At 61.1% G+C, this 25,796-nt stretch carries 36 protein-coding genes; 3 read left to right on the plus strand and 33 right to left on the minus strand.

What is annotated here, in order from left to right:
- Positions 1–6: 6 nt before the first annotated feature.
- The 13 genes from ACUXVH_RS06980 to ACUXVH_RS07040 all read right to left on the minus strand — a co-directional run bounded on the left by ACUXVH_RS06980 (position 7) and on the right by ACUXVH_RS07040 (position 8,716).
- Positions 7–516 (minus strand): phage major tail tube protein, encoded by a 510-nt coding sequence (locus ACUXVH_RS06980; protein ID WP_065364489.1) that lies wholly within the window; start codon positions 514–516, stop codon positions 7–9.
- Between the two features lie 12 nt (positions 517–528).
- Positions 529–1,695, minus strand: a complete 1,167-nt coding sequence (locus ACUXVH_RS06985; protein ID WP_015634354.1) for a phage tail sheath subtilisin-like domain-containing protein — start codon at positions 1,693–1,695, stop codon at positions 529–531.
- A 101-nt stretch (positions 1,696–1,796) separates the two neighbouring features.
- On the minus strand, positions 1,797–2,246 hold the full coding sequence (locus ACUXVH_RS06990; RefSeq protein ID WP_255313392.1) for a phage tail assembly chaperone: 450 nt from the start codon (positions 2,244–2,246) through the stop codon (positions 1,797–1,799).
- 2 nt (positions 2,247–2,248) lie between these two features.
- Positions 2,249–3,634, minus strand: a complete 1,386-nt coding sequence (locus tag ACUXVH_RS06995; RefSeq protein ID WP_255313391.1) for a phage tail protein — start codon at positions 3,632–3,634, stop codon at positions 2,249–2,251.
- The gene (locus ACUXVH_RS07000; protein WP_019093190.1) at positions 3,631–4,236 is read right to left on the minus strand and encodes a phage tail protein I; all 606 of its coding nucleotides are present in this window, start codon (positions 4,234–4,236) and stop codon (positions 3,631–3,633) included. The genes ACUXVH_RS06995 and ACUXVH_RS07000 overlap by 4 nt, the downstream gene beginning before the upstream one ends.
- A 1-nt stretch (position 4,237) precedes the next feature.
- Positions 4,238–5,119, minus strand: a complete 882-nt coding sequence (locus tag ACUXVH_RS07005) for a baseplate assembly protein (protein WP_019093191.1) — start codon at positions 5,117–5,119, stop codon at positions 4,238–4,240.
- A complete protein-coding gene (locus ACUXVH_RS07010; protein ID WP_015634349.1) occupies positions 5,116–5,442 on the minus strand; it encodes a GPW/gp25 family protein in 327 nt (108 codons plus the stop codon). Before ACUXVH_RS07010 ends, ACUXVH_RS07005 begins: the two co-directional genes overlap by 4 nt.
- 4 nt (positions 5,443–5,446) lie before the next feature.
- The gene (locus ACUXVH_RS07015; RefSeq protein ID WP_015634348.1) at positions 5,447–5,650 is read right to left on the minus strand and encodes a hypothetical protein; all 204 of its coding nucleotides are present in this window, start codon (positions 5,648–5,650) and stop codon (positions 5,447–5,449) included.
- Between the two features lie 92 nt (positions 5,651–5,742).
- On the minus strand, positions 5,743–6,333 hold the full coding sequence (locus tag ACUXVH_RS07020) for a phage baseplate assembly protein V (protein ID WP_065364490.1): 591 nt from the start codon (positions 6,331–6,333) through the stop codon (positions 5,743–5,745).
- Positions 6,330–6,851 (minus strand): hypothetical protein, encoded by a 522-nt coding sequence (locus ACUXVH_RS07025; RefSeq protein ID WP_065364491.1) that lies wholly within the window; start codon positions 6,849–6,851, stop codon positions 6,330–6,332. The genes ACUXVH_RS07020 and ACUXVH_RS07025 overlap by 4 nt, the downstream gene beginning before the upstream one ends.
- A gap of 88 nt (positions 6,852–6,939) precedes the next feature.
- Positions 6,940–7,290 (minus strand): phage holin family protein, encoded by a 351-nt coding sequence (locus tag ACUXVH_RS07030; protein ID WP_011059558.1) that lies wholly within the window; start codon positions 7,288–7,290, stop codon positions 6,940–6,942.
- A 516-nt stretch (positions 7,291–7,806) separates the two neighbouring features.
- A complete protein-coding gene (locus ACUXVH_RS07035; protein WP_065364492.1) occupies positions 7,807–8,553 on the minus strand; it encodes a LexA family transcriptional regulator in 747 nt (248 codons plus the stop codon).
- Positions 8,495–8,716 carry a hypothetical protein gene (locus ACUXVH_RS07040; RefSeq protein ID WP_176707074.1) on the minus strand — a complete coding sequence of 74 codons (222 nt, stop codon included), beginning with the start codon at positions 8,714–8,716 and terminating at the stop codon, positions 8,495–8,497. The genes ACUXVH_RS07035 and ACUXVH_RS07040 overlap by 59 nt, the downstream gene beginning before the upstream one ends.
- Before the next feature lie 397 nt (positions 8,717–9,113).
- Here ACUXVH_RS07040 and ACUXVH_RS07045 point away from each other — a divergent pair, with 397 nt between their 5' ends.
- The 3 genes from ACUXVH_RS07045 (at position 9,114) to ACUXVH_RS07055 (ending at position 10,397) form a co-directional block, all read left to right on the plus strand.
- Complete coding sequence (locus ACUXVH_RS07045) at positions 9,114–9,374, plus strand: hypothetical protein (RefSeq protein WP_445494337.1); 261 nt, start codon at positions 9,114–9,116, stop codon at positions 9,372–9,374.
- Between the two features lie 338 nt (positions 9,375–9,712).
- The gene (locus ACUXVH_RS07050) at positions 9,713–9,931 is read left to right on the plus strand and encodes a hypothetical protein (protein WP_445494339.1); all 219 of its coding nucleotides are present in this window, start codon (positions 9,713–9,715) and stop codon (positions 9,929–9,931) included.
- A complete protein-coding gene (locus ACUXVH_RS07055; RefSeq protein ID WP_445494341.1) occupies positions 9,915–10,397 on the plus strand; it encodes a DUF2335 domain-containing protein in 483 nt (160 codons plus the stop codon). Before ACUXVH_RS07050 ends, ACUXVH_RS07055 begins: the two co-directional genes overlap by 17 nt.
- Positions 10,398–10,441: 44 nt before the next feature.
- On the opposite strand, the gene ACUXVH_RS07060 is transcribed toward ACUXVH_RS07055, so the two are convergent.
- From ACUXVH_RS07060 to ACUXVH_RS07155, 20 genes are all read right to left on the minus strand, one after another.
- Positions 10,442–10,963: a lysis system i-spanin subunit Rz gene (locus tag ACUXVH_RS07060; protein WP_445494343.1), complete on the minus strand. Its 522-nt coding sequence runs from the start codon at positions 10,961–10,963 to the stop codon at positions 10,442–10,444.
- Entirely contained in the window at positions 10,960–11,511 is a 552-nt protein-coding gene (locus ACUXVH_RS07065) for a glycoside hydrolase family 19 protein (protein WP_445494345.1), read from the minus strand. The genes ACUXVH_RS07060 and ACUXVH_RS07065 overlap by 4 nt, the downstream gene beginning before the upstream one ends.
- 49 nt (positions 11,512–11,560) lie before the next feature.
- Positions 11,561–12,004, minus strand: a complete 444-nt coding sequence (locus ACUXVH_RS07070) for a phage tail assembly chaperone (RefSeq protein WP_445494347.1) — start codon at positions 12,002–12,004, stop codon at positions 11,561–11,563.
- Between the two features lie 17 nt (positions 12,005–12,021).
- The gene (locus tag ACUXVH_RS07075; protein ID WP_445494349.1) at positions 12,022–13,548 is read right to left on the minus strand and encodes a gp53-like domain-containing protein; all 1,527 of its coding nucleotides are present in this window, start codon (positions 13,546–13,548) and stop codon (positions 12,022–12,024) included.
- A 2-nt stretch (positions 13,549–13,550) separates the two neighbouring features.
- Positions 13,551–14,150, minus strand: a complete 600-nt coding sequence (locus ACUXVH_RS07080; RefSeq protein WP_445494351.1) for a YmfQ family protein — start codon at positions 14,148–14,150, stop codon at positions 13,551–13,553.
- Positions 14,141–15,181 carry a baseplate J/gp47 family protein gene (locus ACUXVH_RS07085; RefSeq protein WP_445494353.1) on the minus strand — a complete coding sequence of 347 codons (1,041 nt, stop codon included), beginning with the start codon at positions 15,179–15,181 and terminating at the stop codon, positions 14,141–14,143. Before ACUXVH_RS07085 ends, ACUXVH_RS07080 begins: the two co-directional genes overlap by 10 nt.
- Positions 15,171–15,566 (minus strand): phage GP46 family protein, encoded by a 396-nt coding sequence (locus tag ACUXVH_RS07090; RefSeq protein ID WP_445494637.1) that lies wholly within the window; start codon positions 15,564–15,566, stop codon positions 15,171–15,173. Before ACUXVH_RS07090 ends, ACUXVH_RS07085 begins: the two co-directional genes overlap by 11 nt.
- Positions 15,566–16,078 (minus strand): phage baseplate assembly protein V, encoded by a 513-nt coding sequence (locus ACUXVH_RS07095; RefSeq protein WP_445494354.1) that lies wholly within the window; start codon positions 16,076–16,078, stop codon positions 15,566–15,568. Before ACUXVH_RS07095 ends, ACUXVH_RS07090 begins: the two co-directional genes overlap by 1 nt.
- Entirely contained in the window at positions 16,075–17,187 is a 1,113-nt protein-coding gene (locus tag ACUXVH_RS07100; RefSeq protein ID WP_445494356.1) for a phage baseplate assembly protein, read from the minus strand. The genes ACUXVH_RS07095 and ACUXVH_RS07100 overlap by 4 nt, the downstream gene beginning before the upstream one ends.
- A 5-nt stretch (positions 17,188–17,192) precedes the next feature.
- Complete coding sequence (locus ACUXVH_RS07105; protein ID WP_445494358.1) at positions 17,193–18,581, minus strand: DNA circularization protein; 1,389 nt, start codon at positions 18,579–18,581, stop codon at positions 17,193–17,195.
- The gene (locus ACUXVH_RS07110; protein ID WP_445494360.1) at positions 18,574–20,892 is read right to left on the minus strand and encodes a phage tail tape measure protein; all 2,319 of its coding nucleotides are present in this window, start codon (positions 20,890–20,892) and stop codon (positions 18,574–18,576) included. The genes ACUXVH_RS07105 and ACUXVH_RS07110 overlap by 8 nt, the downstream gene beginning before the upstream one ends.
- 136 nt (positions 20,893–21,028) lie before the next feature.
- A complete protein-coding gene (locus tag ACUXVH_RS07115; protein WP_445494361.1) occupies positions 21,029–21,328 on the minus strand; it encodes a phage tail assembly protein in 300 nt (99 codons plus the stop codon).
- On the minus strand, positions 21,328–21,675 hold the full coding sequence (locus ACUXVH_RS07120) for a phage tail tube protein (protein WP_445494363.1): 348 nt from the start codon (positions 21,673–21,675) through the stop codon (positions 21,328–21,330). Before ACUXVH_RS07120 ends, ACUXVH_RS07115 begins: the two co-directional genes overlap by 1 nt.
- 57 nt (positions 21,676–21,732) lie before the next feature.
- The gene (locus ACUXVH_RS07125) at positions 21,733–23,229 is read right to left on the minus strand and encodes a phage tail sheath subtilisin-like domain-containing protein (protein WP_445494365.1); all 1,497 of its coding nucleotides are present in this window, start codon (positions 23,227–23,229) and stop codon (positions 21,733–21,735) included.
- On the minus strand, positions 23,226–23,426 hold the full coding sequence (locus ACUXVH_RS07130; protein WP_445494367.1) for a DUF2635 domain-containing protein: 201 nt from the start codon (positions 23,424–23,426) through the stop codon (positions 23,226–23,228). The genes ACUXVH_RS07125 and ACUXVH_RS07130 overlap by 4 nt, the downstream gene beginning before the upstream one ends.
- Entirely contained in the window at positions 23,426–24,016 is a 591-nt protein-coding gene (locus tag ACUXVH_RS07135; protein ID WP_445494639.1) for a phage tail terminator protein, read from the minus strand. Before ACUXVH_RS07135 ends, ACUXVH_RS07130 begins: the two co-directional genes overlap by 1 nt.
- 60 nt (positions 24,017–24,076) lie before the next feature.
- Positions 24,077–24,598 (minus strand): hypothetical protein, encoded by a 522-nt coding sequence (locus tag ACUXVH_RS07140; RefSeq protein WP_445494369.1) that lies wholly within the window; start codon positions 24,596–24,598, stop codon positions 24,077–24,079.
- Entirely contained in the window at positions 24,591–24,953 is a 363-nt protein-coding gene (locus ACUXVH_RS07145; RefSeq protein WP_445494371.1) for a head-tail adaptor protein, read from the minus strand. Before ACUXVH_RS07145 ends, ACUXVH_RS07140 begins: the two co-directional genes overlap by 8 nt.
- Positions 24,954–24,955: 2 nt before the next feature.
- The gene (locus ACUXVH_RS07150) at positions 24,956–25,468 is read right to left on the minus strand and encodes a hypothetical protein (protein WP_445494373.1); all 513 of its coding nucleotides are present in this window, start codon (positions 25,466–25,468) and stop codon (positions 24,956–24,958) included.
- 35 nt (positions 25,469–25,503) lie between these two features.
- On the minus strand, positions 25,504–25,764 hold the full coding sequence (locus tag ACUXVH_RS07155) for a hypothetical protein (protein WP_445494375.1): 261 nt from the start codon (positions 25,762–25,764) through the stop codon (positions 25,504–25,506).
- Positions 25,765–25,796: the final 32 nt, after the last annotated feature.

Genomic DNA, 25,796 nt, shown 5'->3' on the forward strand with positions numbered 1-25,796 from the left:
TTTTCCTTACAGGCCCAGGGCAGAACGTTGCGCGGCCAGTTGGTCGACGCCGTTGATCACGCGCTTCATGCCCAGGGCATCGATCTCGTAGATCAAGCGACCATCGGCTTCCAGCTTGTAGTAGGTCAGGGCCACGTTGTGCTTGACCTCGGCCTTGTCGCCGGATTTCCAATCGCCCATGTCGACTTCCTTGAGCAAGCCGCGCAGGGTCACGATCACCGGCGTGACCTTGCCCTTGAGGCCCTTGAAGGCGCCACGGAACACGCCGTTGAAACCGCTGCCATCGGCCAGGCCGAACATCTTCAGCGACTCGCGGCGCACACCGGTGGTGGTGAAGCCGGCTTCCTGCTTCTCCATGCCCATGTCCAGCTCGACGGGCACATCCATGCCGCCGACCCGATGTTCCTCGGTCTTGAGGGTCAACTTGGGCAGGGTCAGGCTCGGCACGTCGCCTTGAAAGCTGATGCCATCGACGAACAGGTTCATGTTCGCCAGGGTTTCGGGAATCATTGCCATTGCTGCTGCTCCTTAAGCGGTGTGTTCGAGGACTTCGGTCAGCCACTGGTTGGTGACCTCGACGCGGAAGTTGGGGTTTTCGGCCGGTGGCACGTCGGTGAAGCGGATGTTCCAGTACACCTTGCCCTGCTCCAGCTGGCTGGCGGTGTTGAGTTCGGTGTCGGCGTAGACCTCGAAGTTGATGATCGCGCCCTGGTTCTTCAGATCACGCATGAACGCCTGCAGGCCCTCGGTGACGTCCTTGACGTAGGTCGCGGTGATCGAGCGGTCCACTGCCCATTTGTGGCCGTAGAGGATCGCGTCCATGACGATGTCCATGGTCCGTACCCGGGTGACAAAGGCCCACTTCGGATCGCTGGAGAGCGTGCGGTTGCCCCACAGGCGGAAACCTTCATCACGAATGATGGTGGTGATGTTGGCGTTGTTCAGCAGGTTGGCGCGGCAGGTTTCATCGCCGTCCAGGAACTCGATGGCACGCGCAGTGCCGGTGATGCCGACAAACTCCTTGTTCGACGGCGAGGCCCAGAAGCCGTACTCGTTGTCGGTCCAGGCAAACAGGCCCGCGACCCAGGCCGAAGCCGGCGCATCGACGGTGGCGCTGGCGCCGTTGTCCCAGTACTGAATGCCCGGGTCGACCATGTAGGCGCGCTTGGCGCCGAAGTGCTTGGCATACGCCATGGCCGCTTCGTCGGTGCTGTTGGGGCCATCAATGATCGCCAGGCCACGCAGCTTGTCGGCCAGGGCCACCAGCGCAGTACCGACCGCCTGGGTCGAACTGTGCTTGGGGGTCACCAGCAACCGCGGCTGGGCGTTGAAACGGCTCTTGCCATCCAGCAAGGCTTGCAGGCCGGTACGCTTGCCGTCGGCCAGCACCCCGCCGATGATAGCTGAGGTCTGCTCGGCCGCATCCGCCACCTTGGCCACGCCGCAAGCGACGATCACCGCCTTGGCCCGCTGGTAGATGGCCTGGCAGGCCTTGGTGATGGCCGCATCCGGGCCCCAGGCCGCGATAGCCTCACGCTCGTTGGTGATCAGCAGCAGGTCGTTGGCCTTGGCGCTGAAGTCAGGGCCTTCGGTGAAGGTATCCACCAGGCCGATGATCGAAGACGTGGGCAGCGAGATGGTGCGTGCGCCGGTGTCGACGTTGGTGACAGTAACGCCGTGGAAAAAACCACTCATGGATAAACTCCAGACATGAAAAAGCCCCGGGTGAAGGGGGCTCGTAGGGATGATTGATTAGTGGGAAGGGGGAAAGAAAATGCCCCGGCGGTGCGGGGCGTTTATCGGGTTTGTTCGGCGATCCAGGATGGAGCTGCCGGGCGGCGCTCAATCAGAGGGAAGTACTCTGACTGGGGCCAAGCACGTAGCGCCTGTATGTAGCGAAGTAACTCTAAGTACTGATCATCGGACAACGTCGACGCAATTCCTATTTCCTCCTCATCACGATGGCGGTCACGCAGCCCACCAGCGCGCAATAGTTCGTTGTCTCGCCAAGCGCGCTCAGTACGCGCCTGCCGCTCTTTAGGCAACATGCCATCCAACGATTTGAACTCAATCGAGCCATCTTCCAAGAGATACGGCACCCCGTCTCTACGCTCTAGAGTTTTTGCGAACACCTCAGGACTGACAGGTTTTGCACTGTCGGGAATTGAGCCCCGATTGACAACTTTGTCAAAACGAAACAACACCCGGGAATCCTCGGCGACCTCAAGATAGTAACGATCTCCCATTTCTATTTCCCCCATGCAAAATAAAAAGCAAAACCGCCACCGCCCCAAGAGCCGCCTGCATCCCACAAAAATTTTGTCCGATCAATAATCTGAGTAACTACACCGAAGTTGGCACTGAATCCCCCCGCAGTTGAGGCCTCCAACCCCATCACAATGCCATGGCACGTTTGAGGAAAAGGAATCGTGAAAGCTCGATAATCAGTTGCGTGCTGACTCTCAGACACATACCCCCATTGCAGTAAAAAGCCGCCGAGCCATGGCGGGAATGCAACATAGCCATTCGGCGACAAGCTCACCGCAATTCCCCACCGTAGTTTTTTCGACGTGACAAAAGATTCATCGTCAGTTCCGGCGTTGACGGCATCTTGCGATGCAACTCTGGCGGTTCCTCGACTGTTTTCCGTGGCTTGAGATACCGCAGACAAATCGGCTTTTCTGGCCAGAGCATTGGTCATCGTCGTGGCGAAGTTCGGATCGTTGCCAAGCGCATCAGCTAACTCTTTCAGCGTGTCTAATGCAGCAGGTGACGATGCCACCAAACTCGCTATTGCCTGCTGAATGGCCGAAGTGGTTTCGGGCTTGGTGAAGGCATCGGTGATGCCATAGCCGCCAAGGGTGGTGGACTTCGCAGCCTTTCCGGCCAGGGCGTTGGTCATCGTGGTGGCAAAGTTTGGATCGTTGCCAAGCGCATCAGCCAACTCTTTCAACGTGTCGAGTGATGCAGGTGATGCTGCCACCAAATTCGCGATTGCTTGCTGAATGGCTGAAGTGGTTTCGGGCTTGGTGAAGGCATCGGTGATGCCATACCCAGCTAGGGTTATCGGGTTACCCCCGCTGACAACTACGCCCCGCTTATCAATCGTGACCTGATGAAAAGTTCCCGCTTTCTTATCCGCCGGAAGGGCTGCCACCAGGGAGTCATCCACATATTGACGAGTCGCCAGCACCACCGCCGGGTCGATCTTCAACACGATCTGCGCAGTGTTGGCGACGATGAAGTTCATGCGGATGACCTGGGTCTTGCCGGTACCCTGGGCCAGCAGGGGCTTGAAGCTTGGTGCGCAGTTGGCCACCGCCACCAGGTCGCCGTCTGCGTCGAGCAGGCCGATTTCACGGATCCAGCGCCCGCCGACATCAGGCGGAATCACCTGTTCGGTGATGATGATGTTGGGGTTGGCCGGATCAGTACGCACCTGATTGACCGGGGCGCGTCGCCATTCGTTGATCAGCTTGGTCTGGGTTCTGTTCGGGATGGGGTCGGTGCCGTTGGCATCGCCAATCGCCATTTCCTTGAAGGTCCAGGGCGTGCCCAGGGCAGTGGCGTTGGCCTGTTTCGCCTCGCCCACCGCAGTGAGGATGGCGAAGAACTGACTGTTGGAATCGATCATGAGTACACATCCAGGGTGTCTGTTTCATCAATGCACATGACCTGGCCGTAACGGCCGATCACTTCAATATCGCGAGGGGTCGGGGGGTAAACGTCGAGTACTTCACCCTGGTCCACATAAGCGCCGTAACCGATGACACCGGAGGTTTCCAGGCTGATGGCAAGGCCCGTCATGTGCCGGCTCACCGGCCTGGCGTCATCGATCAGCCGGGTCAGCTCCTGGTACATCTGTTCGGTGATGCCGGTATCCAGCACCCCGACTTTCAGGGCAAAGGTGGCTGGCTCGCCTTGGGGAGCCATCTGCCACCACTCGACCACTTCAATCAGGTAGCCCAGCGGTTCCACCACACGGCGCAAAGCGCCGATGGTGCCCTTGCGGGCATGGATGAAGAACGAGGCGCGAATGGCATTGCGCTTGACCGTCTCGCTCCAGCGCGGGTCCCAGCGATCCACCGACCAGGCCCAGGCCAGCTGTGGCAGCAGGTGCACCGGGCAGGTCGAGGGGTTGTACAGGGTGCGCAACATGGTGGCGGTGTCGCTGCTGTTGGTCGCCTCCAGGGCGCGTTCCAAGAGTGTGCTGTTGCTTGGCAGCAGGCTGGTCATATCAGCTCCCCAAGGTAACGCTGTAGCCGGTGCAATACGCGGCCTGGGCCTTGCTCGGGACTATGTCCTGCCAACCCCGCAGTTCAACCCGGGCCACGCCGGCCACATGCAGCTGGGCATCGACGGCTGAACGCGCCACTTCGATGCCCAGGCGCCGGCGTGGGTTGACCCAGGCGGCCAGCTTGCGCTCGGCCTCTGCCAGGGCGGCATCGCTTTCCGGGCCCGGCCCTTTCATGTGCAGCACCGCGTCGATGCGATACGGCAGTATCTGGGCGCTGTTCACCGTGACCCGATCGCCTAGCGGTCGCACGTCCTCATCATTGAGGGCCGCGGCGACCGTCGCCAGCAGTTCCGGCGCCGCTGCGCCGTCACCTTCCAGGCTCAGCACCGTAACCGTGACGCAGGCCGGTGACGGGCTTTCGGCCTCGGCGTCCGCCACCCGGGCCGAGGCATTGCGGGCATGCAGGATGTAGCTGTTGCGCGGCCCGGCGGTGGTCAGGCCTTCGTAGGCCAGTTGGACACGCTCACGCAGTGCGTCGTCGGCTTCCTTGACCTGCGCCACAGGCGGTACCGCTTGCGGGTCACCGGCCTGGATCACCAGGCGCTGCAGGTTGACGTTGGCGGCCAACTGATCCAGGTCCGTGCCTTGGGCATGGGCCAGCAGCAGCGCCTTGGCCGCATCGTTGACCCGGGCCCGCAACAGCATGTCGCCGTAGGCCGACAGCTCCAGTTGCTTGGTGACCGGATCGCTTTCCAGATTGGCCGTCCAGTTGTCGCCCATGTAGCGGCGAAAGGTCGCCAGCTTGCCCTGATACAGCGCTTCAAAATCCAGGGTTTCCAGCACCTGCGGCGCCGGCAGTGCCGATAAATCCAGCATGCTCATGCCGTCACCTCCAAAACCGCGTCATTACCCAGGTAGCGGCCCGTCAGTTGGAAACTGACCTGGCCCTCCACCACCGCTACAACCTTTACCCGCTCCAGCTTCAAGCGGGGCTCCCAGCGCAACAGCGCCCGGGCGACTTCTGCCTGAACCGCGCTTTTCCAGCCACCGGTCACCGGCAAGTCGACATAACGGCGCAGGTTGCTGCCGTATTCAGGAAGCATCCGCCGGCTGCCCAAGGGCGTGGTCAGGATGTCCTCGATGGACTGCCGCAAATGCTCGATGCCGGACAGCGGCAAGCCGGTACGGCGATCCATTCCGATCATCGTGTTACTCCTGCAACTGAAAGTCCGGGTGCTGCTCCAGGTAGTCTCGGGCGAGGGTGTCGCTGACCGGTACCGATACCTCGCCCTGGGCCACCGACAGCGCGCGGCCATCCGCCAGGATCAGAATGCGCGAGGTGTAGAGGGTGTCGCGAAAGACCGCAGCGCCACTGTTGGCCGTGCGGCCGGCCTTTTTTTTCGGGATTGCCATGCTTTTCTCCGGGTACAAAAAATCCGCATTCGGCAGATTGATCGGGTTTATCGGGGTTGTAGGTTGGGTGGCCGGCGTTGATCGCCAAGACGTCACTGCGGTGGAGCGGTTGCTCCGGGGCCGGGCATCACGCCCGGATGGATGTGGGTCGAGCCGACATTCACCCCGTTGTGCTTCAAGCTCGCACCGTTGATTTTCACCTCGCCATTCAAGGTGATTGCCCCCGTCAGGGTGATGCTGTCGGCGTTGCCGGTAATGCTGCTGTCCGTCACCACGACCGAACTGGTGCCGACCTGAATCGTCATCGTGCCGCTGGGCAGGGAGATGCTGTAGCTCTTGGCCTGCCAGTCGTAGACCAGCGAGCCGCCATCATCGAAGCGCCAGACCTCGACGTGCTCGCGGTTATCCGGCTGGGCACCGGCATCGCCATACAGGCCGGGAACGAAGGTGCCCTGCGCCGGCTCGCCACTGGGGCTGATCAGTACGCCCTGCTCCCCCAGGCTCGGCGCCCGCCAGTGCCGGGCCTTGCCGGCGGCCTGGCTGTGCCAGCGAACCCAGGCGCTGGTCCAGCCCGCGCCATCGGATACCCGCAGTCTGCCCGCGGCAAGGTCCACGCCGACCACAGCGCAAGGCAGGATCAGGCCAGAAAGCATTCGGTCGTGAGTTGCGGTGACGTAATTCACGACATCTGCTCCGGCGCCTGATAGTGCCCCTCGTGACCGGGGCCGGTGTCGGGACTGAAACCCAATACCAGTGTTCCCGGGGGTTGATCGGGCCAGGGCCATTGTTCCTGGCCCAGGTAGATGGACTGCTGCCATTGCACGGTCCACTCGGTTTTCGGCGCCGAATCCACGGCCGTGCCGGCTGGTTTGGCCCACACCGCCTTCGCACTATCGACAGAATCAAGATTCCAGTACTGGCAACGCAGCAGGTCCATGAGCTGCGCTGCCAGAACGACCGCCTGCAAGGAGGCTTGCGCAAGGCTCGGGTCAACCCGCACCCGGGCCTCGAAGGTCGCCTGCAGGCAACTACGGCCGTCGCCCGGATCAGCTCCCGGGTCCATGCCGGTGATTGCAAAGTAGATCGCTGTCTCGGCGGAGCCATCAACGGTCTCGGGAAATGCCTCGACCCTATGCAGATGCGGCATGGCCGACTTGATCGTGGAGGTGATGGCCTCGGGTAGCTGCGTCAGTACGCTCATTGTCTGCTTCCAGAATCAGGCCGAAGCGGCCCCGGCGGCGAAAGCCCGGGGCGCACGACCGTGTTGAGGGCGGTAGCCGCCCGGTGAGTCAAGGCTGGTCCGAATGGGAATCCCGGGAAGGCGGTTCGCATACCCCGATGCGCTTGGCCGCCCAGCGCTCATAAAGGCCGATGGCGACGTCGGCGCCGGCCATGGCGGTCAGGCAACCGAAGGCGCAGGCGGTCCAGATCGACACGCCGGCGGCATACAGCAGCATGATCGCCGAGACCCCACAGACCACGCAGGCCCCGGAGCGCAGCGCCAGGCGCCGCAACAGCGACCAGCCACGGGCGCCCTCCTTGTCGGCGCGCCACATTTCGCCGGAAACGCCACCGACCAGGGCCAGGACGATGACCAGCCAGATCGGCATGTCCAGCAACGCTTGTTGCTCGTTTGTCATTCACGTCTCCCGTGCGGATTGGGGCCAGCGAAATGGCCGGTTGATAGAAGGCTGATAACGATGTTTCAAAGGGTCCCTGTCTGTTGGTGGCCCACGTTAGGCAGGCATTCCAAAAAGCCCGGTCGCCCGGGCTTTTCAGTAATGCAAACCTTGGTCTTTCGGCACTACTGGTGCGGTACGGACCCATTCAAATTGTTCCTCCGACCGCGACCCTGTCCGCCGGATAACTGCTTCTGGTGCTTTACGCTGCACACCCGGGCCAGTTGCCAACCCTCTGAACCGTCGAGGCCGGTTCATCGCTGCCTTTGCTTTGCCACTAAAGAGCGTCTTTGCAGCCGCTGTTTCGCGGCTTGAGGCTCATATTATGCATTCATGCATATGCAGTCAATGCGTAAATGCATTTATTTATGCACAGGATTTGCTGGAATGCATGGAAGGCGCATGAACAAAGGGCTGGGGATTTTTCGCGGGCAAAAAAAGCCCGCTCAAGGGCGGGCTTTGTTCAAGAGGGCTGGCTTAGCGGGCGTACATGCCCCACCAGAAGACGTGACCGAGGATGCTGATCTGCTCTTCCTGGATCTCCTGGAAGCTGTAGTCCTCATCCGGATGTTCATCGCGGTTGAAGCTGCGCAGGCGGATCCCTGTAGGTAGGCGATACAGCTGCTTCACCCGCAATTGGCCGTTGTGGTTGATCGCGTAGAGGTCGCCATCAACGATGTCGCCAATTGCGCATTTGCCGGCATTGACGCCCACCGTGGCGCCGTCCCGCAGCACCGGCAACATGCTGTTGCCACGCACCGTGACGCACTTGGCCTGGTCGAACTGCACGCCGTTGTGCCGCAGGCTGCGCTTGCCGAACCGCAGGCTGGCGCGCTCGCTTTCCTCGATGACGAATCTTCCTGATCCAGCAGCCAATTCAACCTCGCGCAGAAAGGGAACCGACACCTCGTCGTCATCGACAGGGGTATCGTCGTCCCACAGGCTTATGTCCTTGAGTTCCGAATGAATCTCGTCACGGGACGCAGCAGCCCGGGCAGGCGCGATATCCACGCGCCCACGCAACTGGTCGGTGCTCACCTGGAAGTATTCGGCGATCCGCGAGATGTGCTTATCCGAAGGATCGACGATCTTCCCGCTGAGAATCCGCGAGAGGGTGGATTGAGGCACACCGGTGCGACGGTGAAGCTCCGTGGGGGAGATTCCGTCACGATCCAGCAGCTCTCTTAAGACGGTAGAAACGTTGCGTATTTGCATAGAACGCATATTGCTTGATCTTTTGCGCAATGACAAATGCTGATTTGCATATATGTAATGCATTTACCGGACAACCACAGGAGCGCCTTGGTGCCTGCGAGGCCGGGGCACCCATGGTAACCTTGCCGCCATCTGCAAAAAGCCGAGCCCAGCGCTCCTTTGCTTCACCCATTCAACGAATCCGCCTGAATACCGATGAGTAAAAATACCTCCGATCTGTCCTCCCACACGCCGATGATGCAGCAGTATCAGAAGACGACGAAATAATTCATTATAAAACAATAAGTTAAACGAAATATCGTCTAAAACCTTTGCTATCTTTAGGTCAGATTTTGACTAGCAAAACAAGGATGGCTATCGAAGGTTTTAGACAGCTTTTCGCAACGTCTTCAGGGCCGCCCAACACGCCAAACAACAACAGTTCGTCGCCTAAAATCGCGGCCATTCCCTGCCTCGATTACTGTATGCACATACAGCTTTGAATTCGAGGTAATACCGTGCTCACTGAAGACGACACAGCCGATTGGCTGGGCATCCCCACGCCCCTGGAAACCTGCAAACAGCACATCTTGCTGCTGGAAAATGAAGTGGCAGAGCTGAACCTGCAGCTGCGCGCAGCCCGGGAGAACATCTACAAGCTGGTCAACATGCAGGCGCAGACAGAGAAAGACCGCGACGAGGCCCTGGCCCGCCTGCGTGAAAAGGCCGGAGAAGCTGCACTGTTGCGAAAAAAGGTCAGCGACTTTGAACTGATAGTCAGGAGCAAGGACCGGGCGAACGAGGACCTTCGGCGGCAGATACCCGCTGGCGTCCGCGAAAAGCTACGCTGAGAGGAACCAACGCAACAACCATATTCCCCCTTTAAATGTCGAGGCGCCCACGACTTTGCCGCCGACCAGCCATGTATGGCCCCCCCCAACGACAGCCCCCTCCCAGTAATGAGAGATTGCAGAGCCTCACAAATACTGTATATACATACAGCATGTGTATAACTACACTGTACAGACCCCCGACACCATGCCATTGTTGGGTTGACGCGCTTGTCAACTCACTTTCAAAGGAACTGAACGAAAATGACTCAAAGCCGTCTTATTTATTGCGTAAACCCAAGGAAACCTGTAGAGTCTGCGCGCCTTTTTCCTGACACTGGACTAATAATGTGAATCGAATGCTCAAGAATATTCTCTCAGGCATCGGGTCCGTTTTGGTGCTTTGCCCAGCACAAGGTTATAGCCACTACCGTGGCCAAGGATCCGAGTTAGCACGAACTGACTATGAAGCTCTGCAAGAGGATGTGCAGACTATTGGTCGTGATTTCTATAAAGCAGCGGAACAGGGACGTAAGCTTGTCGACAAAGCCAAAGACCGTAGTGCCCAACAAGCCTGATACTCGCAGCGAGCCGCGTACAGGCACAGTCGAGCGCGAACAGAAGCACCGAACAACCGGTGTCGTCACTACGGCCTTCCAGGGGCCGCTGCCCCCTCCTTCGCTTCTACGCGAATACAATGATGTTGTTCCTGGACTAGCAGAAGAAATTGTTCGGTGGACAACAAGTCAGACAGGGCATCGGCAGGGCATCGAAAATAGAGCGATGTCTATCGATGAGAAGCTTTCGACTTGGTATGTCGTAGAGGTGCTTGTCGGCCAGTTGTTTGCCTTATTGATTTCTTTTGCGGTGATTGCAGCAGTTGTATACCTCGCACTCGAAGGGCGGGAGATTGCTGCCAGCGCTATAGGCGCTGTGGGCTTCAGCGGCATAATCATAGCCTTCATTACCGGAAGGCGGAAACGAGCATCGAGCGAAAATAACGACTCGCCGAAAGACTCAAAAGCCCCCCCAAAAAAGAAATAAACATAGAAAGCCGCCTTTCAGGCGGTTTTCTAATTTAGTCATCTTCACTTCGTTATAAAGACTCCCCTCACGTAATCCTGACAAGCTGCCAGAGCGATTATTCCTTGATCACCGTCACTGGTGATGGTGACAATTCGTTGAGCAGCCGCTGGGTCAAGTTCGGCTCGCGTTCCTCCATGAACCATGCCGCAGGTGCCGGCGGTGGCTGACACCCCACCGCTACCACCCGAGGCGGTGGCGTTGAGTAGGACTGACAGCCGGACATCAGCAGTAGCCAACTGACCACGCAGGCGAGCCTGTTTCGTTTGTTCATCACGCAATTCCTTGTAGTGGGTTTCATCATTCACCTGCAGGCGATCCTCCAGCTCCCGGCGAGCGTCTTGCTGCTCGCCCTGCCAGTTGATCACAGCCGTAGCGGCCTGCTCCCGGTCCGTGCTGTACGCTTTGGCCTGTTCGGCCAGGGCCTTGCCGTAGGCGTTCGCCTGCCAGGACCAGGCCGCCCAGCCGCCTAAGGCGAGCCCCAGCACCAGGGCCAGGGCTGGCAACAACCAGCCCGAGGCCTTCATGCCAGCACCTTCAATGCGCGCTGATACAGCGCCTCGCGATCCGCCAGGCCGTTGGTGCCGCCGTTGATGCGCTTGGTGATGGTGAGGAAGTCGCCCTTATCGGCCAGCGTGTTCAACGCCGCCCGCTGCCAAAACCAACCCGCAGACAGCGCGGCATAGACTGGGTTTTCTAGCAGCTCGGGGGTGTTGAGCAGTCGCGAGTCGCCGAACAGCGCTTCACTGCACGCTTCATAGTTTGCCCGGCCGGTAACTTGAATCAGGCCCCTGCCCCGGTACTTTTGGCCGTCGCCATCCGCTTCGGGAGTATTGCCCAAGCGCTTGGCCAGGTTGCCGGTGTCGTATTTGCTCAGGTACTGGTCGGTGCCCAGCTCGCGCACGTATTGCAGTTGACCGGACTCATGGCCGATCTGCGCTAGGAACGCCGCCATACGCAATCGGGTGACGATTGCGTATTTGCTCATGGTCGCGTTGAGGGCAGGAACAAAAACGCCCGCTTGGCGGCGGGCGTTGGGAAGGATCTGCAGCAATTGCTGTTCTGTAATAGGCATAGAAAAAACTCTAGATTAGAAATGAAAACGCCCCGTCAATGCGGGGCGTTTACTGGACCTGCTCAGCGATCCAGGGCGGTGCTGCAGGGCGGTGCTGAACATCAGGGAAGTCCGACGACTGCGGCCAGTCTCGAAGCGCTTGCCGGTACGCTTGCAACTCCTTGTACTGATCCCCTCGTAGCGTCGTTGTAGCTCCGGCCTCGACTTGATCGCGATGGCGTGCCACTACTCCATCCGTCGCGTACAGCTCGGCGCTTCTCCATCCGCGCTCTGCTGCTGCTACAAATTCAGGATCGGGGACAGCTACGGGTGCTGGGCTCTTAACGAATGTATTGCCATCCCATGTCCAAAGACTGGATCGCTCCTGAGTAAGATTGAACCAAGTTTTATGATCAACCGGCACCGCGCCTTCCGGAATTTTGTGAACACCTTCAATCAAACAAAGTTCTAGATTCCCTTGCGGGTCAACAGTTGCAAAATACTTATCTGCCATAAATCCCCCATAAAAAATCAATAACCAAAAAAGTACACACGCGGTTGACTGACACCGGAACCACTCGATACAGGGTTAACAACCGTCACACTAACCTTTGAATTATTTAGCCCTGATGCCGCCTCATAAGAGACAGTCGTCGTCCCGGAGATATATTTGCTAGTAACGTGCCCACCCAAAACAGCATTGGGGAATGGAATAGGGAACTGTATATCTTGCGAAATTATTCCGCCGCCGCTTACTGCCGCATTTACACCCGACGCCCACTGAATAACGAAACCACCGAGCCACCCCGGAAAAACTATATATCCATTGTTGGCCAGCAGAATTCTAAAGCCGCCCAAAAGCGTTTTGGGAGCAACAAACGACTCACCGTCAACACCAGCATTTACGGCGCTTTGTGACGCAACCTTTGCCGTTCCTCGGCTGTTTTCCGTGGCCTGGTTAACCAGAGCGGCATCAGCCTTGGTTGCGGGGTTAAAGTTCCCGGAGTGCCATGCGATATTATCGTAAAAATAAACAGACTTTTCAGCGGCATTAATAACCATAGGAAAAGTCGTAGCATTATTATAAGTTGCAAGAATCCTGAACCACTTGTTTGCAACGTCCATATAAACCTCCAGCTCTGGAGTTTTCATGGCAAATTCAGGTGAATAATTGGTTCCATTACTAAGGTAAATAGGGCCTGAAACCAAGCCGCCGGCCCTGGGTAACAACTGAGCAACAGAGCTATTAAGCAATGCGATAGTTGCAGCATCAGTAATACCGTAACCACCCAGAGTAGTAGCCTTATCAGCTTTACTACTAACTTCCGCCTTGGTAGCTCCGTCAGTAATACCGTAACCGCCCAACGTTGTAGCCTTATCAGCTTTACTGCCAACTTCCGTTTTGGTCGCGCCGTCAGTAATACCGTAACCGCCCAATGTAGTGGGATTGCTGCCGCCAGTAATACGCCCCAGCGCATCGACAACGACCCGGCGGTATTCGCCGGCAATCACACCGGTTTTACCGATGGCCAGGGTGAACACCAGCGCCGTAGTGCCCAATACTGGAATAGCGGTGTTGGCCAGTTGCCAGACGGCCCCGGCGTTCGCCGTACCGGATTGCACGCCAATCAGGTGCCCCGGCGTGCACTTCGCGCTATCGTCGGCATCCTGGGCCCGCGTCCAGGAACCTGCTGCAGCAACGTAAATCCAGTTCTGCGCGCTGTTCGCTTGGTTCTTCACCAGCACCCGGGCCCCGGCCGGGACGGCAACACCGTCGATGCTCTGCAGGCCGCTCAGGGCGATAGGGCCGGTGGTGGCCACCAGTACCGAGCGTTTGATGTCGGACGCGGCAATGGCCTGCACAGCGGCAGCCAGCTGGCTGACATTTGACTCACTCGGCGCCATGCCGGCGGCCTTGATCACGTTCAGAATTTCTTGCGTGATCGCGTCGCCCCATGCCGCCGGGATCAGCGAGCCGACTTGCCCGGTCGCCGGGTTCTCGTCAACAAAGTGCCCGTCAACCAGGCCCACGCCTGGAATACTCTTTGGATAGTCCATGTTCAGTTCCCGTATTTGATATTTTCGATAGCGTGCGCAGGCGCGCTGCGCCGTAGTGCGCACTCCAGGGCGCCGGAAGGGTTGCCGCCGAACTGCTCGCCGAAGTACGCCGCGCCGAAGCGACGGCCCAGGCGGCGCCGGGGGCCGGTGTCGAGGGTCCACATAAACTGAGCCGCCCAGGTGCCGAAGTGCCCCAGACCGAACCGGGCGCGGCCGAAGCGCGGCGCCCGATGCTCAATCACGCGGGCATCCGAATAGCCCTGGCTGACCGCCAGATCCACGAAATAGGCCGGCGACTGACCGCCCGCCTCGATCAGTCGGCGCCTGACCGAAAGCTGCCGGTCTTCGAACTTCGGCGACTCGCCCAGGCAGGGGTCAGGCAGGTGCATAACCCGTTCCCAGTCGGGCACCAGCTCGCGCACGGTGTAGGGGTTGCTTTCGGCCAGCAGATCCGCCGCCCGGGCGTCCTCGCGGGCCAGCAGATCCGCCGCCACCTGCAGCAGCGAATCCAGCCCGGGGTTAAATTCCCGGTCCCAGGCCGGCCCCGGGGGCAGCAGCGCCTGCAGCTGGGCGCGGTAGTCCTCGGCGGTTCTTATCGCCACAGCACACCCCCATAGGTCAGCAACTGATTAGGGGCGGCCTTGACGTTCGCCGTAGGGCTCAACAACTCATGATCGCGTTCGCCGGCTGCGCCGCTGATGGCCTCGCGGATATGCGTCAACAACAGCTCCGCGCCCAAGGCCGACTCACGGCTGTGCAGATCGATCAGCGCGGCCTCTACAGCCCGGCGAACCGCCGAACTGTCCGGCGTTACCTTGATTTCGTACTGAACCGGTTTTTCATCCGGCGGCAGCACGTACAGTTCGGCCGTTACCGGCCGCTCGCGCTCAATGTAGGCATGCACTTCGGCGCAAGCCTGGGCGCTGGGGATCGGGTCCGGATCGTTGTCGCGCATGAAGAACAGCCCGACCGTACCCGGGCCCATGAAGTGCCGAACAACCCAGGCGCGGGTCACGCCGGCCACCTCCAGGGCCCAGGTTTCGTAATCGCTGGTGCTGCCGCCGTGCGGGATCACCCGATACGAGCGAATCACCCGGGCGCGTAGCGCTTCTACGCTCTCCTGGGCGACGCCACCGCGAAGCCCTGGGGCTTGCACAGTAAACGCCGCGTTGACGCCCAGAACGGGCGACACCAGGCGCAAGACCGCACCGGCGCTGGTGTTGCCCAGGGGGCCCGGCTCCAGGGCCTCTAACTTCGCCTCGCCGGCAGATCCGGCTAGGGTCGTCGTTACCGTAACGCGAAAGCGCACGCCGTCATCACGCTGCAGCAGCGTGCCGGCATCGAGGACCGCCGAGGGGGCCCCGGTGAACGCCGACACGCCCGACGCCGCCACCGCCTGCAGGCGCCCGCGCTTGAGCCGCGCCTGAGCCATGCGCAGCAAGGTTTCTTCGTCTGCAGTGTCGGGCAAAATCTGGTCGGCTATGTACTTCTGATGGCCGTAGCGGCCGAACGATGCGGCGGCCAGTACCCGGGCCAGCACCTCGGCATCAGAGCGCACCAGGGCGCTGGAGCCGGCCAGGCTCGACAGCTCGCGGCTGATCAGCTCGGGCAGACTCGGGGTATTAAACGGCATTGATCACCTGCCATAGATTGTCTAGTTGAACATCGATCGTTCGGCCGTCGCGCAGGGTTAGCAGCACCTGCAGTTCCAGCCGATCCACGCCGCGAGTGGTCGTGACCGTAACGGTCGTGACCCGGCCGTCCTCGGTCATCCAGGCCAGAGCCTCACGAGCGAATGCCTCGGCGGTCTGCGCGGTTTCGGCCGTCAGCTTGGCGCGGCGCAGCTGCCACAGCCGCGAACCGATACGGTCGTTGGCCAGGCTGGGGAAGCTGTCGCCCCACCACCCGAAGCGCTCGGCGTCGTCGATCCGGTCGTCAGGGCCGGCGCGGCGCCAGGTCAGCAGACTGATAACGGCGGCGCGCTGCCAGGCGGCGTCGGTAGCGTCATCCTGCAGGATCATTGGCCACCCCCTGCAGGCGGGCCGGACTGACCAGGGCCGGGCATAACTCCAGTGTGCGCGTGCTTCACCTGGCTAATGCCGGCGGCCACCTGATCGCCGGCCGAGACGATTTCCCCGGTGGTGCGGATCTCCGGCGTATCGAACTCCACGCCGGCCGAGGCCTTGACCTTGAGGGTTACGGTTTCAATCTCGATCACCCGACCGCGCTTGAAGTGCAGCACGTCGCCCTCATCGGTGTACAAAGCCACCTCGCCCGGGGCGAGCGCCTGCAGACGAAAGCGCCGGTCAGCGACATTCAGCACCACCCCATGCGAGCGACCATCGCCCAAAAACAGCGCGATACCTTCGGCGCCCGGGTGCGGGTTGGACGTGATGCCGTAGGGTTCGAAGTGTTCCAGGCCATCGCGAACCTCATCAGCGGTCAGTCGCATTTGCAGGCCCTGCAGCTTGCCGGCAGGGTTCACCAAGGCGACTTCGCCCCGGGCCACGTTGTTGCGTGCTGGTTTCATGGTTCGGGCTTCCAGTCGGCAGGTATGAGGTATTCGAAGTTGTCCGCCTTGCCGCCCTTCTTGAGCTTGCGGCTCTTGTGCGGGTCTTTCGGCTCCGGCTCGAAAGCGTCCGGCGGCGCTACTGTGAGATTCGCGACGGTTCCGGACTCGTCGAGGCTGTACTCGATTTCACTGATCAGCAGGTCACGGTCCATGCCGATCAGCGGATCTACCACACGAACAATCATGTTCGGCAGCCACAGCGCGCCGTTCGACTGCCGCCAACTCTGGATTTTGTAGTGCAGGGTTAGCGCCTTGCCCATGCGGCTCCCGCGCTCCCAGTTCGCCCGGGCGCTGGCCAGCTCCGGGGTCATCTGCCCGCTTTCGTGAATCTGCAGTACGCGCTTGCGCGCTGCGCGAGGGTCAGCGGCAGAGGCCTTGATTTCCGAGGCTTTGGCGCCGTAATCGTCGTCATTGCCGGCGCGCTGGCCGGTGACAACGTATTCAGAAAACACGCCGGAAAAGTCCAGGTCTGCCGAACCGGTCAGGATGTTTTCACCCAGCTGCAGGCTGTCCACCGCCCGCCCGGCGCTGCCTGGGCGAATGATCACCACCCGACCCAGGCTGTCGTCCGTGGCCAGCAGGCGCGAGAGGGTCAACAGCCGGTCGATGGACTCAAACACCGATTCCCCGGGCTCGATGCTGTGCTCAGCAAGCTTGGTGGTTTCGGCGGCCTGGCTGCGCACCTGGACGCCGTAGGGCTCGGCCAGGGCCTGCACAATCTGCTGGATGCTCTGCCCCTTCCACTGCCCGGGCTTGTTGATCGCCGAGCAATCGACCAGATCCGCGGTCACTGATCGGCCCTGAATCGAGCGCGTGACCGACTTGCTGTCGTAGCTAACCGGTGTGCCGAAGATCCAGCCGGATAACACCAGGTCGCCGCCTATCCGGACTTGGCAAAAGTCGCCTTGGCGAATCGGGATTTCTTCGGCCTGGCCAGGCCAGCGCCAGGTCACGTCGAGCTTGAAGTCTCGACACAAGCGCTCAATGCCGGCGCTGATGCTGACTTTCTTCCAGCCGTCATAATCCAAGCCGTTCACGCTCAGCGTGACAGCGTTCTGTTCGTGCATGGGGGTTACTCCTGGGCGACGTACAGCGCACCCGCCGGCAGAAACCCGGGGTGCGAGACTTTGTTGCGCGTAACGATTTCATCTGCGCGGGAGGCGTCGCCAAAGCACTGATAAGCCAGCACGACCGCCGGCAGACTTTCCTTGCGCTCGACCACCACCAGGCGCACCCCGGCGGCGGCGACTTCGGACAGATGCGCTTTCGCGCTCTTGCGCAGCGCCTCCAGGGCCTGGAAATGCTCATGAGGGGCCACCAGGGCGGCCGACCACAGCGCATCGTTCAGCGCGTCGCGCAGCTCGATCACGTCCGCCGCTGCCGGCACCTCGGGCCGAGTGATCGGCGCCGATACCTGCTGCTCGACCACCGGCACACCTGGCAAGGGGACCGGCGCAGGCACAACCGGCATTGAGGCCGCCGAGCGCGCCGCGTGAACGATCAGGGCGTCACGCATCAGCTCACGCGCAGCCAGCACCGTGGCCGCCGTCGCCTGGCCACCGGCCGGCGTGACGGCTTCGGCGTCGCGCTTGATTTCCTCGCTCAAGCCCTGGGCCAGCTCGGTTTTCGCCGCAATGTCCCGCGAGGCTTCAACCAGGCTTGGAACGTCCTGTTCGGTGCCTGCCAGGCGCGCAACCGTTCGGGCGAACTCAGGGTCCGCCTCGACCGCTGCCGCGCTGTGCGCGCCGCTGGAAGGCTCCCAGCGGTAGCCCGAGGACCGCGAGCGCCCCCCAACCCCGGCGAACTGTGCGCGGATCATCGCCGCGAAGTTGCCGGGGGCATTCGTCAGCATGTCGGCCAGGGCTTCAACCGAACTGACAATGCCCAGCAGCTGCCCAAACTCCTGCTGAATCACCTGCTGAATCCCGGCTATACCGTTCTGCAGCACTGTGATGGCCATCCGGGCCCGGTCTACCACGGCCATCGCTTGCTTGTAGCGAGCAATTGCCGACTCAAGCAGGCTTTCGGAATCTTCCTCGACCTGCACCGATTGACGCTTGACCCCGACCGGGTAGCCCTTCTCCCCGGCTTCGACAAACACCAGGGCGAAACGCACCAGGCCGCCGGCCCGGCGTTCGTGCAACACCTCGCAGCCCTCGCCGGCCGTCACCTGCAGGCGGCCGAACCAGGGGTGCACCAGCTCGCCGGGGCCGGGCGTTTCCAGCGCATGCAGCAGGTTGTCCCGCTGGAACAGACAGTCATCGCCGATTACGAACGCATCGAGCTTTATCTCTCGGGTCTTGGCGCCCATGTCTTCCACCTGCGGCCGGTCCCGCTGGGGGTACTCGTGCAACTGCGTCCGGCGCCCGACCGGGGTTGCGTCGCTGTCAACAAAGAACGGCACGCCTCTAAAGCTCGGCGGGTACAACTGTTCCCGCCACGTATCCGGCTTATCAGCCATTCCTACCCCCTAAGGACCGGTAGCCCACCTGCGGGCTAACCGACAGCCCGGGTTGATTGGTTTGCGCAGGGTCCGCCCGCATGCCTGCAGGTGCGTTTTCAAAGCGCACGACCATGGCACCGGTCAGCTCGGTACGCTGTGACGCGGCCGTTTTCTGAATCAGCGACCCGCGTTCGGCCGGCAGACTGCCCGAGCCGATGCCGGACCGAGCCGAAACCGGCGGCCGGCCTTCGGCCTCCGGCAGCAGCGCCTTGACACCTGCAGGCGCCGGCAGCGGCCCCGGCAGGGTCTTTGCCGCTGCCACCACCTGCAGCAGGGGCCCGCTGTCGTTCGCTGGTGCGCGTAGCAGGCTGGCTACCTGCGTCGCCTGCGGCAGCAGCTCAGGCGCTGCAGCAATCGGCTTGACCAGTTGCCCCGGCGCCGGCAACCCTTCGCCGTTTCGGGCGTTCTGCTGCTCGGCCCAGCTGCGGATCTTCGACGACGCCGCGCTGATCACCCCGTCACCGTCTGAGCTGACCCCTAGGAACTGCATCATCGGTTCGATGATCGGTTTAAGGTCGCTCCACAGGTCTTGGAAAAACTGCGTGATAGGCGCCCAGTGCTTGACGATCAAGCCGAGCGGGGTCCAGTCGAACATGTGTTTCATGTAGTCGATGATCGGCCCGGAAAACGCTTTGATCAGTTCCCGCAGCGCGCTAAAGAACTCGACCAGGGGCCCCCAGTTCTGAATCACCATCCCGATAGGGGTCCAGCTCAGGCCGGCTTTCAGGAACTCCCAGGCCGCCATGGCCGGCGCCTTGACCTGCTCCCACAGTCGCACGCAAAAAGGGATCAGCTGCCCCCAGTTCGCCGCGATCAGGCCAAGCGGAGTCCAGCGGAACGCCTGCTTGAACCAACCCCACAGCACCATGGCCGGGCCCTTGATTTGCTGCCAGAGCTTTTCGAAGTACGGACCCACCGTTGACCAGTTGGCCATCAGGACACCGGCCGCAATCGCGATCCCGCGCACGATCAGGCCTATCGGGCTCATCATCGCTACGCCGTTCATGATCGTAAGCACTGCAGTAGCGCCGGCAGCGGCCAGGCGCAGCGCTGTGAACCCCACAGCCGCGCCGAGAATGCCCTTGATCAACATCGGGTTGGCTCCGGCGAACTCGGCCGCCTGGCTGACAATCGGCCCGACAACGGCCACAAAGTCATTGAGCGGCGGCAACAGGGCGTTGCCAACCGTAATGCCCAGACGAGTTACGCGGTTCTGCAGCAGCTGCAGGGAGTTTTCCGTGGTCGCGGCGCGGGCCGTGTATTCAGCCAACATCGAGCCGGAGAACTCGCCGCCTTCACCGACGTTTTTAAAGTTTTTCTGCAGCGTGTCTAGGTTCGTCAACAGCGGCGCGATGGCCCCTACCGACTCCTTGCCAAACAAGTTCGTCAGGACCGCCGCCTGCTTGCTTTTCTCGACCTTGGCCAGGGTCATCAGGACGCGGTTAATCGTGCCCTCGCTATCTGTCTGCATGCCCTTGGAGATTTGGCTAGCATCCAGCCGCAACGCCTTGAACGCTTCTTTCTGCGACTTAGTAGCCGCCGTGCCGGCGCTCAGCGTCAGCATAAAGTTTTTGATGCCGGTGGCTGCCACCTCCTGGCCGATTCCCACCCCGGCCAGAGCCGACCCCATCGCCGCGAGCTGCCCAGCGTTGACCCCGGCCACCTCGCCCAACGGGCCGATGGCTGTCACGATGGCCGAGATTTGCGCGGTACTGGCCGCGCCGTTGTTCGCTAGATAGTTGATCTTGTCGGCCAGGGTCACCACTTCGGTTTGGCTCATGTGAAACGCGGTGCGCCACTTCGCCATCATTTCCCCGGACTGTTCGGCCGTCTGGTCGAAAGCCACGCCCATTTTTACCGCGTCCTCGGCGAACTGGTTGAGGTCTTCCCGTTCGAAACCTTTCCGGGCAATGCCCGACTGACCGCCAGCCGCAACGATTTTAGCGATCCCGTCCGCCGCCATCGGCAGGCGTTCGGACAGGTTCAGAACATCCTCCCCCATCGCCTTGAACTGCGCGGGCGTCTCGAAGTCAACGACCTTCTTTACGTCCGCCATGGCGCTTTCAAACTTGATTGCCGCTTGCACCCCCATGACAAAGGGGGCCGCTATGGCCCCCCCTTGGATTGCATCGCCGAAAGTGATTTTCCCGAGGCCCGAACTGTTCAACTGCTTGCGCAGATTCGCCGCGTTCTTTCGAACTCCTGTCAATACCGGCGACAGCTTATCGACACCGGTAATCAACGCCTTGAGCTGGAATCTATCCGCCATCATTCACCCCCTGATGCGGTTTGCCGCTGTATTCGGTGCGCGTGTTCTTCACTTTCGAACAGCACATCCAGGGGCCAGGCCTTGACCTGTTCCGGGCTGGTTTTCCAGTACCAGGCCAGGTCATAGGCCAGCTCGGTTAGCTCTCCGATTTCGGCGAAGCGGCAGCCATGAAAAAACCCGCAACCGCCCAGGCAATGCCGTTGAAGTCGTGCAGTTCCAGCTGGCCAACAGAGCCCGGGGGAATGCCGGCACACACGGCGATATACTTGCTGGCAATGTCCAGATCCAGGGAAACCGACTCGTCTTTGTCGATCTTGTACGGCAGCGCTTTGATATCGCGGCAGTCCTGCACCGTGGGCCTGCGCAGCTCCAGGGCCACCAGGGTTTCACCGTGGGCTTGAATCGGTGCACTCAGCTGAATAGTTACGATGCTCATTACTGCCAGTCTCCCGCGATACCTTCGAAATTCAGGGAGACCTTGCCGTCATCCCCTGTCACTTTCACTTCGTCGACCAGGTAGGCCCCGGACAGCACGTAGCTACTGCCATCCTTGAATTCGGCCGTGATAGTCATGTTCGTGCCGTTCTCAAGCTTGGCCATGGGAAAACGCGGGGTCTTCACCGCGTCCACTTTCAGAGAGGGCGTAACGTCTTCCTCTTTGAAGTAGCCCTTGATGATCGTTTCCCGCTTGTACTTCGAAAGCGGCACCTCAACGCCGCCCGTGATCGTCAGCTGTTCGCCATCGACCTTGATGTAACAAGTACCTGCAACTTTCTGACCCATAAAAAAGGGCTCCACAAAAAGGCCCGCACAAGGCGGGCCGGGGTGAATCGGTAGGGTTTATGCGGCGTCGGGGTACTGCAGCCGGAACTGATACGACAGGGCCAGGACGCGCAGCTGGTTGACCAGATCCGGCGGGAACAGCACCGCGATTCGGTTCGGGTCTTTCGCGTCGCGCTCAACGATCAGGTGTTGCTTGAACAGCTCCATGTTCTCGACCAGGCCGGCGCGCTCCAGCTCGCCGTAGGCCGCCACCAGCTCGCCACGGATCACCAACGGCGTCACGATGGCCTGACCATCGCCGAAGGCGGTGCCATCGTTGGCCAGCTTGTGACGGCCGTATTTGCTGGTAATGCGGCCTTGCAGGTTGCGAATCACATGCGCCGACTGGTGCAGCGGCTCGCTGTCCAAATAGGACGTATCGGCCTGGCCGTATGCGTTGCGCTGGTACGTCGTCACGGCGCGCTGAATGCGGTACGAACCGCCCTCGTAGTACGCGGTAGCAATGCCGTAGCTCAGCAGCGATTGACGCTCAGTCAGGGTAAAGCGGTCGCTGGCCGGGGCTGGATCGATGCCCGACAGGGCGCCTGTCTGCGTCGGCCGGCCGGGGTCGGCACTGATGAACACCGCCGTTCGTGCTGCGTACTGCGCCGCCACTTCCCACACCGGCTGCGGCAACCCCCGTTCGAAGCCGTGCAACGTCATGTGCTGATCGTTGCGGGCCCGGCCGGCGGCCACCAGCTCACCGACACTGCCGCGCTTGGCACTGTAAACATGGCCATAGAGCTGCTTGGCCCAGGACCAGCGACCGGCCGTGTCGTCCATGGTGGCCTTCCAGGCGTCGAGCGTGGCCGTGTCGCTCCAGGGCTGACAGATGAATTCGAAAGGTTCGTCCCCCAGCGCCGCCAGCGCGGCAGCCATGTCCGGCGCGCCGAGCCCGCCGGTCATCACACCCGCCACCAGGGTTAGACCTGGCGGCGTTTCCTCGCCAGATGCCCGGCCCAGACGGTTCAGTTCAATGCGGATATCGTTGCCGAGGTCGCCCTTGAACTTCGCCACCAGGTTGACCACCTCGCCGGCCGCCGTGGCCGTTACCGGCAAATCGATCGACTCGTTAACCCGGGCCGCGATGGCAGTGGCCACCGCCTCGGCGGACATGGACGCGGCGACGTTGGTCCGCACTCGCTGACCAGCAATGTACAGATTGACCAGGCCCGGCGCCGATGCCGTGCCCGTTACCGTAACGGTGCCCTTGGCCGCCGTGCCTTCGGTCACGGTCAGCGGCAAACACCAGACCTCGCCGGCCACGTCGATGGCCCGGTGCTTGTTGTACATAGCCGCGAGCATCGAGCCGGCGCCACCGATATCCAGAACATCGGCCAGGCGCGTCACCAGGACCAGGCGGCCGACCTCGGAACTGGTGACACCTTCGTTCACTTGTCCGACGATCAGCCGGCGCAACGCGCCGCCGCCGCTGGTGTTTGCCATCGAGTTATCAACCTCGGCGTAAAACAGCGGCACGCGGATATCGGCGGGAATGTTGTTGAAGCTGATCATGCTTTGCCCCCTTTCGCAGGCTTGGTTTCAGCGGCCGGCAGATCCTCGGGCCGGATCACGTCACCATCGTTGAGCCGGCGTTGCCACCAGGCATTGAGCACCACCGGCCGCCCTTCTGCAGGCAACAGGCGGCCGCCGTCTTCCGGAACTGGGCAATCACGCCCCGGCGCCGGCTTCACATGAACGAATGTTTGCATCACGAAAGTTCCTCGCGAGTCATCATCTCGACCCGGCCGTCAGGCCCGGTCGCGGATAGGTTTTTGTCGGTCATCGGATCGATAAAATCGACAGCGATGTTGATGCCCTCCAGCGCGGGCAACCCGTCTAGTTCGTACTCCTGCCAGGTTTCCGCAGGCTGATCAGCTCGATTTCGGCCGAGCTGGAACTCGGCAAGAAAGCCGAACTGGAAAACAACCCGGGCACGGCTGATATGCAGCAAGGCGCCTTGGCCATACTGGATAGGCGTGTATTCAGGTGCTGGCCTCCAGCCCACCAAGGCCCGCCACAGCTCAGCGCGAACCCCATGCAACAGATCATTGGCCTCCTGCCCCCGCTCGTCCTTGGGCTCTAAAACGACTACTACGTTGAATTGATCCGTCACGCCCTGGATTAGGCTGTTCTGAGCCTCACATGGCGTCGCGGCGTCGGCCGTGGCGATCACGTAAGCCGCCGGTAACTGGAGTTTTGCGCTTTCGGCGACGGCATCCCAATCGATACCGCCTACGACACGTTGAGAGAATGTCGGGCAGTGGGCCCGCAAGTGCGCAACGATGGGGCTTAGCCTCATAGAAGAACCTCGGACATAAAAAAACCCCGCCATTGCGAGGTTCTGAACCATCACGCCCCGCTAATGCAGGGCTTCTGCAAAGGCGTCGCGCAGAATCCGTTGCACGTCGGAACTGGAGTCCTGCAGAGCATCAGCCATGTAGTTACCCCTGGGCTTGATACGCCACTCTCCGGCTGCCCGCTCCGCGAGTGCCGCCGCGCGGGCTCCAGCTGCGCGCCGGTTAGACTTTCCTTTGCCCTTCCCTGGCGCCAGCTTCCCAAGGCGCCCACCACGCTTTACACCGTAGTGCAGGTAGGCCGGGTAGAACTCAGCCATGGCCGCTGTCTTGCGGGGCGCGATCCTCACCAGAAAGCCCGACCGCGACACCTTGAATGCGATGGATTCCAAGGTGGCCCCGGTGCGGTTAACCGGGTAGCCTTCCTGCCCCTTGCCCAGAGCAAGGTTCATCTGTGCGCGTTGAGTGACCAGACGACCAGCCCTGCGCATCCCTGCGCGGATCGCCTTCTTGTCGAAGGCGTCACGCTCGAAGCTGTCGAAGCCTTCGAAGTGCAAATACCCCTCAACCGATGCCGAGTTAGACATAGACACCCCCGCTCGCTTTCTGCGGTCCCAGTTCTTCAACCTCCAGCAACGTGAACTTGCGACTACCGTTCATTTCGGACACCCGACTAACCCGGTAGATCGTCTCTCGATACAGCACCTCATGCGCTTCACTCATGCCCGCAAGCAGGTACAGAATGATTCTATGAGTCACCTTGCTATCGACTTGCACCCCGGAGTTGTAAACCGCCGTACCTACCGGCTCGATCTTGGCCCAGCGCTCCTTTTCAGTCGAAAACACCGGGGTCAGCCCCTGATCCTCGGCCGGGATATCTGTTCGCAAGCGGATCAAGATACGCCGGTCCAGCTCCCCCGAACGCGGTTCACGCATAGCCATAGTCAGAACCTCGGCGGGACAGTGATATCGGCCAACAGGTGATCGAGATAGAGCGACGGCAGCTCGGCTATGCTCTGCCCTATCACCAGCAGCCCCCGATGGGTGAACGCTGTTTCGGCCGCAAGCAACAACCAGGACAACACGCTAGGGTAAGCCTGAAGGTCCACCCCAGCGAGATAGCGGATGCGCAGCCGGCCAGACGGCCGACCGTCCGGGAAATGCAGATAGCTTTCCTTGCTTCCCTGCTCCAGCTCCACCCGCCCGGTGTACGGCGTCACGGCGGCCCCCAACACCACCACCGACTCGACAGCAACCACCTGGCCAATGTCGAGCGAATGCCCCGAGGGATAGGAGGCCAGCCATTCGTCCTCATACAGCGCTTCACGAACTGCTGCCCCCGTCTTCGACTCGCAATAGCCAGTCACCCCCGGAATGATGATCTGATTGATCAGCTCGGGCTGCAGATCCTCAGGCTCTGCCCGAACCTGAAAGGCGATCTGCTCCAACGTCAGCACGGGCGCCCCCGTGTAGGCGATACGACGCCCCACGGCTAGGGCTTGGCTTCGTCGTCGGGCGAACCAGACTCTGGCGCCGAGCCGGACTCCGCCCCCGGCTGCGGAGCAGTTCCGGACTGTTCCCCGCCAGGTGCCGGTACTCTCGACTTCCCTTTCTTGCCACCCTTTCCGCCTTCGTAGGCCACGGCGCGCCCGCCGTCGATCAGCGACTGCGCCACGTCTTCCTCAAAGCCTGCCACTTCGCCCTTGCCATAACCGCGCCAGGAGCCAGTGAATTCGATAATGACCTGTGCCATAAACAATCCTTCCAGATAAGCGGCCCCGCGTG

The organism is Pseudomonas sp. 8(2025), from assembly GCF_052665325.1.

Coding starts and splice junctions, on each gene's coding strand:
- ACUXVH_RS06980 (WP_065364489.1), bottom strand. CDS start 516: ATGGCAATGATTCCCGAAACCCTGGCGAACATGAACCTGTTCGTCGAT.
- ACUXVH_RS06985 (WP_015634354.1), bottom strand. CDS start 1,695: ATGAGTGGTTTTTTCCACGGCGTTACTGTCACCAACGTCGACACCGGC.
- ACUXVH_RS06990 (WP_255313392.1), bottom strand. CDS start 2,246: ATGGGAGATCGTTACTATCTTGAGGTCGCCGAGGATTCCCGGGTGTTG.
- ACUXVH_RS06995 (WP_255313391.1), bottom strand. CDS start 3,634: ATGATCGATTCCAACAGTCAGTTCTTCGCCATCCTCACTGCGGTGGGC.
- ACUXVH_RS07000 (WP_019093190.1), bottom strand. CDS start 4,236: ATGACCAGCCTGCTGCCAAGCAACAGCACACTCTTGGAACGCGCCCTG.
- ACUXVH_RS07005 (WP_019093191.1), bottom strand. CDS start 5,119: ATGAGCATGCTGGATTTATCGGCACTGCCGGCGCCGCAGGTGCTGGAA.
- ACUXVH_RS07010 (WP_015634349.1), bottom strand. CDS start 5,442: ATGATCGGAATGGATCGCCGTACCGGCTTGCCGCTGTCCGGCATCGAG.
- ACUXVH_RS07015 (WP_015634348.1), bottom strand. CDS start 5,650: ATGGCAATCCCGAAAAAAAAGGCCGGCCGCACGGCCAACAGTGGCGCT.
- ACUXVH_RS07025 (WP_065364491.1), bottom strand. CDS start 6,851: ATGAGCGTACTGACGCAGCTACCCGAGGCCATCACCTCCACGATCAAG.
- ACUXVH_RS07030 (WP_011059558.1), bottom strand. CDS start 7,290: ATGACAAACGAGCAACAAGCGTTGCTGGACATGCCGATCTGGCTGGTC.
- ACUXVH_RS07035 (WP_065364492.1), bottom strand. CDS start 8,553: ATGCGTTCTATGCAAATACGCAACGTTTCTACCGTCTTAAGAGAGCTG.
- ACUXVH_RS07040 (WP_176707074.1), bottom strand. CDS start 8,716: ATGGGTGAAGCAAAGGAGCGCTGGGCTCGGCTTTTTGCAGATGGCGGC.
- ACUXVH_RS07050 (WP_445494339.1), top strand. CDS start 9,713: ATGCTCAAGAATATTCTCTCAGGCATCGGGTCCGTTTTGGTGCTTTGC.
- ACUXVH_RS07060 (WP_445494343.1), bottom strand. CDS start 10,963: ATGAAGGCCTCGGGCTGGTTGTTGCCAGCCCTGGCCCTGGTGCTGGGG.
- ACUXVH_RS07065 (WP_445494345.1), bottom strand. CDS start 11,511: ATGCCTATTACAGAACAGCAATTGCTGCAGATCCTTCCCAACGCCCGC.
- ACUXVH_RS07070 (WP_445494347.1), bottom strand. CDS start 12,004: ATGGCAGATAAGTATTTTGCAACTGTTGACCCGCAAGGGAATCTAGAA.
- ACUXVH_RS07075 (WP_445494349.1), bottom strand. CDS start 13,548: ATGGACTATCCAAAGAGTATTCCAGGCGTGGGCCTGGTTGACGGGCAC.
- ACUXVH_RS07085 (WP_445494353.1), bottom strand. CDS start 15,181: ATGCCGTTTAATACCCCGAGTCTGCCCGAGCTGATCAGCCGCGAGCTG.
- ACUXVH_RS07095 (WP_445494354.1), bottom strand. CDS start 16,078: ATGAAACCAGCACGCAACAACGTGGCCCGGGGCGAAGTCGCCTTGGTG.
- ACUXVH_RS07100 (WP_445494356.1), bottom strand. CDS start 17,187: ATGCACGAACAGAACGCTGTCACGCTGAGCGTGAACGGCTTGGATTAT.
- ACUXVH_RS07105 (WP_445494358.1), bottom strand. CDS start 18,581: ATGGCTGATAAGCCGGATACGTGGCGGGAACAGTTGTACCCGCCGAGC.
- ACUXVH_RS07110 (WP_445494360.1), bottom strand. CDS start 20,892: ATGGCGGATAGATTCCAGCTCAAGGCGTTGATTACCGGTGTCGATAAG.
- ACUXVH_RS07115 (WP_445494361.1), bottom strand. CDS start 21,328: ATGAGCATCGTAACTATTCAGCTGAGTGCACCGATTCAAGCCCACGGT.
- ACUXVH_RS07120 (WP_445494363.1), bottom strand. CDS start 21,675: ATGGGTCAGAAAGTTGCAGGTACTTGTTACATCAAGGTCGATGGCGAA.
- ACUXVH_RS07125 (WP_445494365.1), bottom strand. CDS start 23,229: ATGATCAGCTTCAACAACATTCCCGCCGATATCCGCGTGCCGCTGTTT.
- ACUXVH_RS07130 (WP_445494367.1), bottom strand. CDS start 23,426: ATGCAAACATTCGTTCATGTGAAGCCGGCGCCGGGGCGTGATTGCCCA.
- ACUXVH_RS07135 (WP_445494639.1), bottom strand. CDS start 24,016: ATGAGGCTAAGCCCCATCGTTGCGCACTTGCGGGCCCACTGCCCGACA.
- ACUXVH_RS07140 (WP_445494369.1), bottom strand. CDS start 24,598: ATGTCTAACTCGGCATCGGTTGAGGGGTATTTGCACTTCGAAGGCTTC.
- ACUXVH_RS07145 (WP_445494371.1), bottom strand. CDS start 24,953: ATGGCTATGCGTGAACCGCGTTCGGGGGAGCTGGACCGGCGTATCTTG.
- ACUXVH_RS07155 (WP_445494375.1), bottom strand. CDS start 25,764: ATGGCACAGGTCATTATCGAATTCACTGGCTCCTGGCGCGGTTATGGC.